The organism is Streptomyces sp. CY-1 (genome assembly GCF_047218265.1).
Classification (GTDB): domain Bacteria; phylum Actinomycetota; class Actinomycetes; order Streptomycetales; family Streptomycetaceae; genus Streptomyces; species Streptomyces niphimycinicus.
Genome location: NZ_CP178393.1, coordinates 3,428,372 through 3,440,788, shown reverse-complemented (window position 1 = coordinate 3,440,788; position 12,417 = coordinate 3,428,372). Strand labels below are relative to the sequence as shown.

11 protein-coding genes are annotated in these 12,417 nt (G+C 71.6%); 4 read left to right on the top strand and 7 right to left on the bottom strand.

The annotated features are described in order from the left end of the window. Positions 1-45 precede the first annotated feature (45 nt). Positions 46-630, top strand: a complete 585-nt coding sequence (locus ACK1X7_RS14860; RefSeq protein WP_413115154.1) for a GNAT family N-acetyltransferase — start codon at positions 46-48, stop codon at positions 628-630. A gap of 33 nt (positions 631-663) precedes the next feature. On the opposite strand, the gene ACK1X7_RS14855 is transcribed toward ACK1X7_RS14860, so the two are convergent. Beyond that, entirely contained in the window at positions 664-1,182 is a 519-nt protein-coding gene (locus tag ACK1X7_RS14855) for a DUF4240 domain-containing protein (protein ID WP_385151503.1), read from the bottom strand. 209 nt (positions 1,183-1,391) lie between these two features. Here ACK1X7_RS14855 and ACK1X7_RS14850 point away from each other — a divergent pair, with 209 nt between their 5' ends. Further along, on the top strand, positions 1,392-2,318 hold the full coding sequence (locus tag ACK1X7_RS14850; RefSeq protein WP_385151487.1) for an SDR family oxidoreductase: 927 nt from the start codon (positions 1,392-1,394) through the stop codon (positions 2,316-2,318). 158 nt (positions 2,319-2,476) lie between these two features. Here the strand turns inward: ACK1X7_RS14850 and ACK1X7_RS14845 are convergent, their stop codons facing one another. Further along, complete coding sequence (locus ACK1X7_RS14845) at positions 2,477-3,064, bottom strand: TetR/AcrR family transcriptional regulator (protein WP_413115153.1); 588 nt, start codon at positions 3,062-3,064, stop codon at positions 2,477-2,479. Between the two features lie 99 nt (positions 3,065-3,163). On the opposite strand from ACK1X7_RS14845, the gene ACK1X7_RS14840 reads away from it, so the two are divergent. Next, positions 3,164-3,451, top strand: coding sequence for an antibiotic biosynthesis monooxygenase (locus tag ACK1X7_RS14840; RefSeq protein WP_413115152.1), 288 nt, complete (start codon positions 3,164-3,166; stop codon positions 3,449-3,451). Positions 3,452-3,468: 17 nt separating this feature from the next. Then, a complete protein-coding gene (locus ACK1X7_RS14835) occupies positions 3,469-3,882 on the top strand; it encodes a hypothetical protein (RefSeq protein WP_385151497.1) in 414 nt (137 codons plus the stop codon). 113 nt (positions 3,883-3,995) lie between these two features. Here the strand turns inward: ACK1X7_RS14835 and ACK1X7_RS14830 are convergent, their stop codons facing one another. The 5 genes from ACK1X7_RS14830 to lpdA all read right to left on the bottom strand — a co-directional run bounded on the left by ACK1X7_RS14830 (position 3,996) and on the right by lpdA (position 12,185). Further along, complete coding sequence (locus ACK1X7_RS14830) at positions 3,996-4,961, bottom strand: helix-turn-helix transcriptional regulator (RefSeq protein WP_385151500.1); 966 nt, start codon at positions 4,959-4,961, stop codon at positions 3,996-3,998. 505 nt (positions 4,962-5,466) lie between these two features. Further along, positions 5,467-8,142, bottom strand: a complete 2,676-nt coding sequence (gene aceE, locus ACK1X7_RS14825; RefSeq protein WP_385157793.1) for a pyruvate dehydrogenase (acetyl-transferring), homodimeric type — start codon at positions 8,140-8,142, stop codon at positions 5,467-5,469. A 92-nt stretch (positions 8,143-8,234) separates the two neighbouring features. Beyond that, a complete protein-coding gene (locus ACK1X7_RS14820; RefSeq protein WP_361500321.1) occupies positions 8,235-8,858 on the bottom strand; it encodes a GntR family transcriptional regulator in 624 nt (207 codons plus the stop codon). A gap of 125 nt (positions 8,859-8,983) precedes the next feature. Continuing rightward, on the bottom strand, positions 8,984-10,744 hold the full coding sequence (gene sucB / locus ACK1X7_RS14815; RefSeq protein WP_413115151.1) for a 2-oxoglutarate dehydrogenase, E2 component, dihydrolipoamide succinyltransferase: 1,761 nt from the start codon (positions 10,742-10,744) through the stop codon (positions 8,984-8,986). Between the two features lie 52 nt (positions 10,745-10,796). Beyond that, positions 10,797-12,185 (bottom strand): dihydrolipoyl dehydrogenase, encoded by a 1,389-nt coding sequence (lpdA, locus tag ACK1X7_RS14810; RefSeq protein WP_361512319.1) that lies wholly within the window; start codon positions 12,183-12,185, stop codon positions 10,797-10,799. Positions 12,186-12,417: the final 232 nt, after the last annotated feature.

Here is a 12,417-nt window from a genome sequence, read left to right as displayed (position 1 = left end):
GGGGAGGGATGTCGGACAACAGGCGGGCGTGGCACAGTGACTCGCATGTCCCAGCCCTCCGACCCGCCCCAGCCCTCCGACCCGCCCCAGCCCTCCGGCCCGCCCCAGCCGTCTGGCCCGCACCGCGCGTCCCGGCAGCCCGAGCTGATCATCCGCCCCGCCGTGCTCGACGACGAGACGGCGCTGGCCGAGCTGGACCGCCGCACCTGGTCGGTGCTGCATTCCGTACAGCCGCGGCCCGAGCCGCCTTACGACCCCTTCTTCACCCAGCACAACCGCGTCGAGCACATCCTCGTGGCCGAGCTCGGCGGATGCCCCGTCGGCTATATACGGCTCGTGCCGTCGACCCCGCTGGCCTGCAACACGCATGTCCGCCAGATCCAGGGGCTCGCGGTGGATGAGCGGACGCGGGGGAAGGGCGTGGCGCGGGCGCTGCTCGGCGCCGCGTGCGAGGAGGCACGGCGGCAGGGCGCGACCCGCATCACGCTGCGGGTGCTGGGCCACAACACCCCGGCACGGCGGCTGTACGCGTCGGAGGGGTTCGCGGTGGAGGGCGTGCTGCCGGGGGAGTTCCTGCTGGCGGGGGAGTACGTGGACGATGTGCTGATGGGGCGCTCGCTGGACCGCTGAGGCGCTGGGGAGGTGCCCGAGGCGTTGTGAGCGTCAGCCCCTGAAGCGCTCCCACAGCCGGGGATACCGCTCCGCCAGCACCGCCTCGCTCTCGAAGTCGAGGGCCTCCCCGATCGGTTCCCGGGGCGCGGGGGCGAGCCCCAGCTCGGGCAGGGGCGCCCCGGTCAGCCGCTCGTACGCCTCGTCCGCCGCGTACCCCAGGTCCTCGCAGTCGCCGTCCACCTGCTCATCGAAGTCCTCGAGCAGGTCGGCGAGCGCGTCCGGATCGTGCAGCGCGCCCTCGAAGATCTCCCGGCCCTGGCCGATCAGCCAGAAGCGGAACGCCTCGAAGGCATCGTCGCTGACCCCGCCGAGCAGCACCCAGGCGGCGCCCCACACATCCCAGCGGTAGGCCCGGTTGGAGCGGGCCTCGAAGTGCCGGGCGAAGTCCAGCACCGCGTCGGGGTCGAGTTGTGAGAGCTGATCGACGAGCAGGTCGGACTGGTCCTCGGGGTCGCCATCCGCGATCTCCCGGGCGCTGTCGACCAGCCCCCAGAACTCCGTTTCGTCCATCATCGCGGGACCTCGTCCATCATCACGGGACCAGGATCGGCCCTCCCGCGCACCCCCGCACGCGGAACGCGCCGGATGCGGCCGCTTCGTAATACCAGACAGCAGGTGTCGGATTTCCCTGCGAAGGTCGACCTGGGTCGACCCGGACCGCCTCGGGCTGACGCGGGTCGACCCAGGTCACCCACACGGCATTCCCACCGGGAGGACATATGGACGTGAGCACACAGGGCGCACTGGCGGGCAGGGTCGCGCTCGTCGCGGGGGCGACGCGCGGCGCGGGCCGGGCGATGGCCGTCGAACTGGGGGCGGCCGGGGCCACCGTCTACGCGACGGGGCGCACCACTCGGGAGCGCGTCAGCGAGGTGGGGCGGGCCACGGAGACCATCGAGGAGACGGCGGAGCTGATCACGGCCGCGGGCGGCACGGGCATCGCGGTGCCGACCGACCACCTTGAGCCCGAGCAGGTCCGGGCGCTGGTGGAGCGGATCGACCGGGAGCAGGGCCGGCTGGACGTCCTGGTCAACGACGTATGGGGCGGTGAGGCGCTGATCGAGTTCGGCAAGAAGACCTGGGAGACCGATCTGGCGGGCGGGCTGCGGATGCTCCGGCTCGGCGTCGAGACCCACCTCATCACCAGCTACTACGCGCTGCCGCTGCTGATCCGGCACCCGGGCGGACTGGTGGTCGAGGTGACCGACGGCAACGAGGAGTTCAACAAGACCTACCGCGAGAACCTCTTCTTCGACCTCACCAAGAACGCCCCGATCCGGACGGCCTTCGGGCTCGCGGAGGAGCTCAAGGAGTTCGACGGCACGGCGGTGAGCATCTCGCCGGGCTTTCTGCGCTCCGAGCAGATGCTGGACCACTTCGGGGTGACGGAGGAGAACTGGCGCGACGCGGTGGAGAAGGAGCCGCACTTCGCCATCGCCGAGTCGCCGTACTTCGTCGGACGGGCGGTCGCCGCGCTCGCCGCCGACCCGGACCGGGCGCGCTGGAACGGGAAGTCCGTCTTCAGCGGCGATCTGGCCAAGATCTACGGCTTCACCGACCGGGACGGCTCCCGGCCCGATGTCCTCGGTTACTTCCGGGACGTGGTCTTCGGCGGCAAGGCGGGCACGGCCGCCGACTATCGGTAGGGCGCGCCGCCTTACCGGCGGAGCTCTGCCGTCACGGGCGGGGCTCCGCGGCCACCGGCAGCGGCCTTGGGCCACCGGCAGCGGCCTTGGTGCCGGTGAGCTCGTGTATTCGACTGTGGCCGGTTTCCTGGGGAGCCCGGCCGGCTGGTGACCGTGTCTCAGGGGCCTGAGGAGGGGCCGTCCGCCGGGCTGTCATGCGGGAGGCCGAGGATGAGGTCGGCGGCGCGGGCGTGGACGTCGGCGCGGGCGCGGCCAGGGTGCTCGGCGGCCAGGAAGTGGTGGCCGATGGCCAGGCAGAAGGCGAGCAGGCTGCGGGCCTCGACCTCGTCGGGGTCGGAGCAGAACGTGCCGATCATCTCCCGCGCCAGATGCATCCGCTGGTTGTCGACCCGGCGCAGGCGTTCGGCGACTCCCTCGTCGCGCCGGGCCCAGTCGCGGATCGCCAGCTCGATGAGCAGGCGGTCGTCGGAGAAGGTCAGCCGCCCGGCCAGCCGGATCCGGTCCCGGGCATCGCCGCCGACGTGCTCGACCTGTTGCAGCACCGCGTCGATACTTTCGTGCTCCCAGGTGTCGAGCATGTTCTCCAGCAGTGCGTTGCGGTCGGCGAAATAGCCGTAGAAGCCGCCCTTGGTCACCCCCAGCGCCTTGGCCAGTGCTTCGACCCGCACGGCGTCCACACCGCCTGCGGACAGCGCCCGCAATCCCTCCTCGATCCACTTCTCCCGCGGTGTGCGCAAGGCACCCATCTGTGGCCCACCTCATCTTCGTTATCGACTATACGGTGCCGTACAACACGTCTAGCCTCGACTTATACGGCAGCGTATAAAACGAGAGGGGACACCGCCATGTCATTCGGCTTCATCGCCTTCCACTACCCGGCCCCCGAGCACGTCGAGGAGTTCGTCGACCGGTGCCACCACGTCGCCGAGGCGACGCGGACGCAGCCGGGCTTCCTGTCCGTCGGGGTCTGGGCCACCCCGGACGGCGCGGCCGTCGTCACCACCGGCGCGTTCGAGTCCGAGGAGACTTTCCGGGCGGCGGCCGACGTCGCCCGCGGGCTGGGCGCGACGCCCGACGGTTTGAGCGATCTGGAGGTCAGGCCCCGCGAGGTCCACTTCCTTCTGTCGCGATAGGAAGGGGGGAGACTCAGATGATCAAATGGGCTGGCCGGCTCATGGTGTTCTTCGGGGCCGCGCACACGATCGGCGCCCTGACGGTGGAGGGCGCCGCGCACCATGCGGGGGCGTGGTTCAGCGGGGCGTTGTGGGATGACGACCTGGCCGCGATGGGCCCGGCGAACAGCGCGTACTGGCTGAGTCTGGCCAGCTTCGGCGTGCCGCTCACCGTGGTCGGCCTGATGGTGCTGTGGCTGGACCGCCGCGGCATCGTGCCGCCGACGTTCATCGCGTGGATGCTGGGGATCTGGATCATGGTCGGCGCCGTGGTCCTCGTATTCACGCCCTGGCCGATCCTCCTGCTCGCGAACGTCCTGCTGCTGGTCGGAACCCGACGCGCGGCCCGTACGGCACCCCTGCGCCCCACGCCGACAACGCGGACTCCGTAAGGGCTCGCGGGCCCTCCGGCACGGCTACGGTCCGTTCGTGAGGCCGGGTGTCCTAAGACGTACCCGCCCGGAACGGCCGACCTACTCGGCGGCCACCCGCATCGGCTCCCCCGTCACTCGTAGCGTTCCGCCGTGCGGCGTGCCGTCTCGGCGAAGAGCGCTCGCAGCTCCGGCGGCTCCAGCACCTCCGCCTCCGGGCCGAGGGCGAGCAACTGGGCGAGGGCGACCTCGTACGACTCGATGGGCAGGGTGACGGTGAGCCGCCCGTGCCCGTCGGGCTCCCCGGCCTCGCGTATGGCCTCCTCGGCCGCCGTACGGTCCGTGACATGCGGCAGCCCCCGGGCACCGGCCGGGGTCAGCCGTACGACGGCCTTCTCCCGCAGGATCGAGCGGGCGAACTGATCGGCCCGCTCCCCCCAGAAGCCGGGCAGGTCGAAGTCCTCGTCCCGGGTGAAGTGGGTGCCGTCCGGCTCCACGGCCGTGAAGCGGTCCACCCGGTAGACCCGGAAGCCGCCCTCCGCGCGGGCCGCGAGATACCAGACGCCCGCCTTGAGGACGAGCCCGTACGGTTCGAGCTCGCGCCGGACCTCCGCGTCCCGGCGCCGGTAGCGCACGGTGATCCGCAGATCGTCCCAGACCGCGTCGGCGATCCTCGGCAGCAGCTCCGGCGTCTCCGGCTCCCGCCACCAGCCCGGGGCGTCGAGATGGAACCGCTGGGCCACCGTGTGCGAGGCGTCCCGCAGCTCGGGGAGCAGCGCGGCGGACACCTTCAGCCGGGCGGCGGAGGCGGCGTCCGCGAGCCCCATCTCGCGCAGCGCGGAGGGGACGCCGGACAGGAACAGCGCCTCGGCCTCGGTCCGCCCGAGGCCGGTCAGCCGGGTGCGGTAGCCGCCGATGAGCCGGTAGCCCCCGGCCCGGCCCCGGTCCGCGTAGACCGGGATCCCCGCCTCGGAGAGCGCGGCGGCGTCCCGGGTCACGGTGCGCTCCGAGACCTCCAGCTCCCGCGCCAGCTCGGCCCCCGTGATCGAGGGCCGGGCCTGGAGCAGAAGCACCATCTTGATGAGCCGGGCAGCACGCACCGCCCCATGATGCCGTGCTCTTTGGGCGAGCGGCGGATCGTGGCGGGTTCGGGCCGGAGCGCGCCCGGCCGCTCCGGGGGCGGGGCTCCGGCCTTGGGCGGCCCGGCGGCAATGCCGCCAGGGAGTGGCGCGGCTCGGAAGCGGGGCGGGCTATGGGGTGTGCGGCGCTTTCCCCTACCCGCCCCTTCCCGAAACCGGGGGCCGCGCCCCCGGCCCCCGCCGGGGCTCCGCCCCTGGACCCCGCTCCTCAAACGCCGGAGGGGCTGGGATCGCATCGATATGCGGCTCCGCCGCGTGGCAGGGGCTCCGCCCCTGGACCCCGGGGTCTGGGACGGAGCTCCGCACACGCGGAGCCCGCACGCGGCGGAGCCGCATATCGTCAGGTGCCGGGTAGGGGCGGGGAGGGAAGCGGCTCGCCGCAGGCGTCGCCGGGCCTCCGCGACCGGGCGACGGCAGAGCGCGCAGTGGCCCGGGCCACGCGGCCCGGGCCACTGCGCCGGCGTCGTCAGATGCCGTACCGCTCCGCGGCCTCCTTGGGCGCGGTGGCCCGTACCGCGCCCTGCCGGGCCAGCCGGGACAGCGCGGCCACCACGATGGCCGGGGCGTCCACGCCGAAGTGGCGGCGGGCGGCCTCGCGGGTGTCGGAGAGGCCGAAGCCGTCGGTGCCCAGCGAGTACCAGTCCTGCTCGACCCACTGGCTGATCTGGTCGGGGACGGCCCGCATCCAGTCGCTGACGGCGAGGACCGGGCCCGGTGCGCCTGCCAGGGCACGGGTGACGTACGGGACCCGGTCTTCGCCACTGAGCTGCGCCGCGTCACAGGACAGGGCGTCACGGCGCAGCTCGCTCCAGGAGGTGGCGGACCACACGTCGGCGGCCACGCCCCACTCGTCGGCGAGGAGTTTCTGGGCCTCCAGCACCCAGTGGATGGCGGTGCCGGAGGCGAGAAGCTGGATACGGGGGGAGTCCGCGGCCGGGGCCGTGGCCTCCTGGTAGCGGTACAGGCCCTTGAGGATGCCCTCCTCGACGCCTTCGCCCGCGGGCATCGGCGGTTGGACCTTGGTCTCGTTGTAGACGGTCAGGTAGTAGAAGACGTCCTCGGCCTCGGGGCCGTACATCCGCCGCAGCCCGTCCCGCACGATCACGCCGATCTCGTACGCGAAGGCCGGGTCGTAGGCGAGCGCCGCCGGGTTGGTGGAGGCGATCAGCGGGGAGTGGCCGTCGGCGTGCTGTAGGCCCTCGCCGGTCATCGTCGTACGGCCGGCGGTGGCGCCGATGAGGAAGCCGCGGCCGAGCTGGTCGGCGAGCGCCCACATCTGGTCGGCGGTGCGCTGCCAGCCGAACATCGAGTAGAAGATGTAGAAGGGGATCATCGGCTCGCCGTGGGTCGCGTACGACGTCGCGGCGGCGGTGAAGTCGGCCATCGAACCGGCCTCGGTGATCCCCTCGTTGAGGATCTGACCGTTCTGGGCTTCCTTGTAGTACAGGAGCTGATCGCGATCGACCGGGTCGTAGGTCTGGCCGAGCGGGGAGTAGATCCCGGCGGTGGGGAAGAGCGACTCCATGCCGAAGGTCCGCGCCTCGTCCGGCACGATCGGCACCCAGCGCCGCCCGGTCTCCTTGTCCCGCATCAGGTCCTTGACCAGCCGGACGAACGCCATGGTGGTGGCGATCTCCTGGCTGCCGGAGCCCTTGGCGAGCGTCTCGAACGGCTTCGCGGACGGCTCGGGCAGGGCCACCGCGTGGACCTTGCGGGCCGGGGCGGGGCCGCCGAGGGCCGCGCGGCGCTCCTGGAGGTAGCGGACCTCGGGGGAGTCGGGGCCGGGGTGGACGTAGGGGACGAGGCCGTCGTCCAGCTTGCTGTCCGGGATGGGGAGTTCGAGGAGGTCCCGCATGGCGCGGAACTCCTTGCCGGTCAGCTTCTTCATCTGGTGGTTGGCGTTGCGCGACTCGAAGCCGGGGCCCAGCGTCCAGCCCTTGACGGTCTGGGCGAGCACGACGGTCGGGGCGCCCTTGTGCGCCATGGCCGCGCGGTAGGCCGCGTACACCTTGCGCGGCTCATGGCCCGCGCGCGAGGTGTGGAAGCACTCGGTGAGCTTGGCGTCCGTGAGCTGCTGGGCCAGCCGGGCCAGCTCCGGCTCGGCGCCGAAGAAGTGCTCGCGGATGTAGGCCGCGTCGCGGGTCGCGTACGTCTGGAACTGGCCGTCCGGGACCTCGCGCAGCCGGCGGACCAGCGCACCCGAGGTGTCCAGCGCGAACAGCTCGTCCCAGGCGGAGCCCCACAGCGACTTGACCACGTTCCAGCCCGCCGCGCGGAACTGGGCCTCCAGCTCCTGCACGATCTTGAAGTTGGCGCGCACCGGGCCGTCGAGCCGCTGGAGATTGCAGTTGATGACGAAGGTGAGGTTGTCCAGGCCCTCGCGCCCGGCCAGCGCCAGCGCGGCCGTCGACTCCGGCTCGTCCATCTCGCCGTCGCCGAGGAAGGCCCAGACGTGGGAGTCGGCGGTGTCCTTGATGCCGCGCGCCGCCAGATAGCGGTTGAAGCGCGCCTGGTAGATCGCGGAGATCGGGCCGAGACCCATCGAGACGGTGGGGAACTCCCACAGCCACGGCATCCGCCGCGGATGCGGATAGGACGGCAGACCCGCACCGCCCGCCTCGCGGCGGAAGTGGTCCAGGTGGTGCTCGGTCAGCCGACCGTCGAGGAAGGCGCGGGCGTAGATACCGGGGGAGGCATGGCCCTGGATGTAGAGCTGGTCGCCGGATCCGTCCGCTTCCTTGCCGCGGAAGAAGTGCTGGAAGCCCGTCTCGTAGAGCCAGGCGGCGGAGGCGAAGGTGGCGATGTGGCCGCCGAGGCCGTCACGGCTGCCGCGGGTGACCATCGCCGCCGCGTTCCACCGGTTCCAGGCGGTGATGCGGCTCTCCATGGCCTCGTCGCCCGGAAACGCGGGCTCGGCGGCGGTCGGGATGGTGTTGACGTAGTCCGACTCCAGCAGGGGCGGCAGGGCGAGCCCGGTGCTCTCGGCGCGCTCCAGGGTGCGGCGCATGAGGTACGAGGCGCGGTGGGACCCGGCCGCCTGTGCGACGGCGTCCAGGGAGGCGCCCCATTCGGCGGTCTCCTCGGGGTCACGATCGGGAAGCTGGTCGAGCGCACTCGGCCGCGTGCGTGCGAGATCGGTCATGAAACCGACTGTAAGTCTGATCGATGATCGATCAAAGATCTGCCAAGGAAAAAGTGCTCCGTAAGGCGAAATTGGCATTCCGTGCCGCGAAACTAGGCACGCGGTGCACAGCCGAGGACATGTTCCTTGACCAGTTCGCCGACCCTCGGATCCCGCCGCTTGAAGGCGTCCACCACCGCCTGGTGCTCCTCGGCGTACGACTCCTGGACGGTGCCCAGCCAGCGGATCGACAGCGTCGTCCAGATCTCGATGCCCAGCGACTCCCAGGTGTGCAGCAGCACGCTGTTCCCCGACGCCCGCACCAGCTCGCGGTGGAACGCCACGGTGTGCCGGACCTGCGCCTCCGCGTCGGCCTTGCGGTCCGCCTCGTACAGCCCCCGCACCTCGGGCTCCAGGGCGGAGGTGTCCTCGGCCAGCACGGGCGCGGCCAGCTCCGCCGCGATCTGCTCCAGCCCGGCCCGCACCGGATAGATCTCCTCCAGGTCGGAGGCGGTCAGATTCCGCACCCGGACGCCCTTGTTGGGGGCCGACTCGATCAGCCGCAGCGACTCCAGCTCCCGCAGCGCCTCCCGTACGGGCGTCTGGCTGACCTCCAGCTCCGTGGCGATCCTGCGCTCCACGATCCGCTCGCCCGGCTTCCAGCGGCCGCTGACGATGCCCTCCACGATGTGCTCGCGGATCTGCTCGCGCAGCGAGTGGACGACGGGCGGGGCCATGGGGAGCTCCTTAGAACCAGCGGTGAACAGTAGCCATTATCCCGGTACTGCGGTAACGAAAACCGCGCCCCGCACGGAAAGCCCGTGCGGGGCGCGGCAATGCCTCGGAGGATTCCTCGGAAGGCTCAGAGACCGAGGTCCACCTCGAACTCACCGGTCTCAAGGATCTCCTTGACGGCCGTCAGGTAGCGGGCCGCGTCGGCACCGTCCACCAGGCGGTGGTCGTAGGAGAGCGCCACATACGTCATGTTGCGCACCGCGATGGTCTCGCCCAGCTCCGGGTGGTCGATGACCACCGGGCGCTTGACGGTCGCGCCGATGCCCAGGATGGCGACCTGGTTCGGGGGCACGATGATCGTGTCGAACAGCGCACCGCGCGAGCCGGTGTTGCTGATCGTGAAGGTGGCGCCGGACACCTCGTCCGGGGTGATCTTGCTGGAGCGGACCTTGCCCGCCAGCTCCGCCGTCTTCTTGGCGATACCGGCGATGTTGAGGTCGCCCGCGTTCTTGATGACCGGGGTCATCAGGCCCTTCTCGGCGTCCACCGCGATGCCGACGTTCTCCACGTCGAAGTACGTGATGGTGCCGTCGTCGTTGATCCGGGCGTTGACGGCCGGGTGGGCCTTCAGCGCCTGGACGGCGGCCTTCACGAAGAACGGCATCGGCGAGAGCTTGACGCCCTCGCGCTGTGCGAACGCCTCCTTGGCCTGCGCGCGCAGCCGCATGACCTTGGTGACATCCACCTCGATCACGCTGGTGAGCTGCGCCTGCTCGTGCAGGGCCTTCATCATGTTGTCGCCGATGACCTTGCGCATCCGCGGCATCTTGACGGTCTGGCCACGCAGCGGGGACACCGCCTGCGGGGCGGCCTTCGGCGCGGCGGCGGCCGGGGCGGCCTGGGCCTGGGCGGCGGCCTTGGCGGCCTCGGCGGCGGCGATGACGTCCTGCTTGCGGACGCGGCCGCCGACGCCGGTGCCCTTGACCGTGGACAGGTCCACGTTGTTCTCGGCCGCCAGCTTGCGCACCAGCGGGGTGACGTAGGCGCCCTCGGCCTCGGGGGCCGCGGGAGCGGGGATGGCCGGGGCCGGGGCCGCCGCGGCCGGAGCCGGGGCGGGGGCCGGGGCCGGGGCCGGGGCGGGCGCCGGAGCGGCCGGGGCCGGAGCGGGGGCGGGGGCGACCGGCTCCGGGGCCGGGGCGGGGGCGGGGGCGGGGGCCTCCTGGACCGGCGCGGGGGCCGGGGCGGGCGCGGCGGCCGGAGCGGCGGCACCCTGACTGGCCGTACCGATCACGGCCAGCTTGGCGCCGACCTCGGCGGTCTCGTCCTCGCCGACCAGGATCTCCAGCAGAGTGCCCGCGGTCGGGGCCGGGATCTCGGTGTCGACCTTGTCGGTGGAGACCTCGAGCAGCGGCTCATCGGCCTCGACGGACTCGCCGACCTCCTTGAGCCAGCGGGTCACGGTGCCCTCGGTCACCGACTCGCCCAGCGCGGGCAGGACCACATCGGTGCCCTGGGCGCCACCGGCCGGAGCGGCGGCGGCAGGGGCGGGTGCGGGGGCAGGGGCCTCGGCGGCGGGCGCCGGGGCGGGCTCGGGCTGAGCCGCCGGAGCGGGCTCGGCCGCGGGGGCGGGGGCCTCGGCCGGAGCCGCGCCACCGTCGTCGATAACGGCCAGCTCGGCGCCGACCTCGACCGTCTCGTCCTCGGCCACCTTGATGGACGTCAGCACACCGGCCGAAGGGGCCGGGATCTCGGTGTCGACCTTGTCGGTCGACACCTCGAGCAGGGGCTCGTCGGCCTCGACGCGCTCACCTTCGGCCTTGAGCCAGCGGGTGACGGTGCCCTCGGTCACGCTCTCGCCGAGCGCCGGCAGGGTTACGGAAACCGCCATGGTGTTCGGTTGCTCCTTAACGATCTTTGCGGATGGTTCGCGCTCGGGATGATCAGTCGTGGGAGTGCAGCGGCTTGCCGGCCAGGGCCAGGTGGGCCTCGCCGAGCGCCTCGTTCTGAGTGGGGTGGGCGTGGACGAGCTGCGCGACCTCGGCGGGCAGCGCCTCCCAGTTGTAGATGAGCTGAGCCTCGCCGACCTGCTCGCCCATCCGGTCACCGACCATGTGGACGCCGACGACGGCACCGTCCCGGACCTGCACGAGCTTGATCTCGCCCGCGGTCTTGAGGATCTTGCTCTTGCCGTTGCCCGCGAGGTTGTACTTCAGGGCGACGACCTTGTCCGCACCGTACAGCTCCTTGGCCTTGGCCTCGGTGATGCCGACGGAGGCGACCTCGGGGTGGCAGTAGGTGACCCGCGGCACGCCGTCGTAGTCGATCGGAACGGGGTTCTGGCCCGCCAGCCGCTCGGCCACCAGCATGCCCTCGGCAAAGCCTACGTGGGCGAGCTGGAGGGTGGGGACCAGGTCGCCCACGGCGGAGATGGTCGGCACGTTGGTCCGCATGTACTCGTCGACCAGGACATAGCCGCGGTCCATGGCGACCCCGGCCTCCTCGTAGCCCAGGCCCTGCGAGACCGGGCCACGGCCGACGGCCACCAGCAGCAGCTCGGCCTCGAAGGTCTTGCCGTTCTCCAGCGAGACCTTGACGCCGTCGGCGGTGTACTCGACGCCGGAGAAGCGGGAGCCGAGGGAGAAGTTGATGCCGCGCTTGCGGAAGGCGCGCTCCAGCAGCTTGGAGCTGCTCTCGTCCTCGACCGGGACGAGGTGGGGAAGCGCCTCGACGATGGTGATGTCGGCCCCGAAGGACTTCCACGCGGAGGCGAACTCGACGCCGATGACGCCGCCGCCCAGTACGACCGCGGACTTCGGCACGCGGTCCAGCACCAGGGCGTGGTCGGAGGAGATGACGCGGTTGCCGTCGATCTCCAGGCCGGGCAGGGACTTGGGCACCGAACCGGTGGCCAGCAGGATGTGGCGGCCGGTGTAGCGCTCGCCGTTCACATCGACAGAGGTCGGGGAGGACAGCCGGCCCTCACCCGTCACATAGGTGACCTTGCGGGAGGCGACCAGACCCTGGAGACCCTTGTACAGGCCCGAGATCACGCCGTCCTTGTACTTGTGCACACCCTCGATGTCGATGCCCTCGAAGGTGGTCTTCACGCCGAATTCCGAGCCCTCGCGGGCCTGATCGGCGAGCTCACCGGCGTGCAGCAGAGCCTTGGTGGGGATGCAGCCACGGTGCAGACAGGTGCCGCCCAGCTTGTCCTTCTCGATCAGGGCGACGTCCAGACCGAGCTGCGCCCCGCGCAGGGCAGCGGCGTAACCGCCGCTACCGCCTCCGAGGATCACTAGGTCGAAAACGGTGCTGGCGTCGTTCGCCACGTCACGTCCTCCATGCATGGTGCGCCGGGGCCGGCCTTGGTCGGCCGGGCGGCGGCGTGTGTTCGGCCGCTTCTTACGTCGGCGGCCCTGGTGTCGGGGGCCCTGTCCTGCCGGGACAACATCTTCGCACTTGTTGGAAGGAGACGGGACGCGGGGCCGCTGTGTGAGAAATCTCCAGACCCCAGTTCAGGGGTTACTCCTGCGTATCCGGAACGCGGAGCCCCGTCGATTT

Bases quoted from the DNA above. Each gene is read 5' to 3' on its own strand.
- ACK1X7_RS14860 (WP_413115154.1), top strand. From the start codon at position 46: ATGTCCCAGCCCTCCGACCCGCCCCAGCCCTCCGACCCGCCCCAGCCC.
- ACK1X7_RS14855 (WP_385151503.1), bottom strand. From the start codon at position 1,182: ATGGACGAAACGGAGTTCTGGGGGCTGGTCGACAGCGCCCGGGAGATC.
- ACK1X7_RS14850 (WP_385151487.1), top strand. From the start codon at position 1,392: ATGGACGTGAGCACACAGGGCGCACTGGCGGGCAGGGTCGCGCTCGTC.
- ACK1X7_RS14845 (WP_413115153.1), bottom strand. From the start codon at position 3,064: ATGGGTGCCTTGCGCACACCGCGGGAGAAGTGGATCGAGGAGGGATTG.
- ACK1X7_RS14840 (WP_413115152.1), top strand. From the start codon at position 3,164: ATGTCATTCGGCTTCATCGCCTTCCACTACCCGGCCCCCGAGCACGTC.
- ACK1X7_RS14835 (WP_385151497.1), top strand. From the start codon at position 3,469: ATGATCAAATGGGCTGGCCGGCTCATGGTGTTCTTCGGGGCCGCGCAC.
- aceE (WP_385157793.1), bottom strand. From the start codon at position 8,142: ATGACCGATCTCGCACGCACGCGGCCGAGTGCGCTCGACCAGCTTCCC.
- ACK1X7_RS14820 (WP_361500321.1), bottom strand. From the start codon at position 8,858: ATGGCCCCGCCCGTCGTCCACTCGCTGCGCGAGCAGATCCGCGAGCAC.
- sucB (WP_413115151.1), bottom strand. From the start codon at position 10,744: ATGGCGGTTTCCGTAACCCTGCCGGCGCTCGGCGAGAGCGTGACCGAG.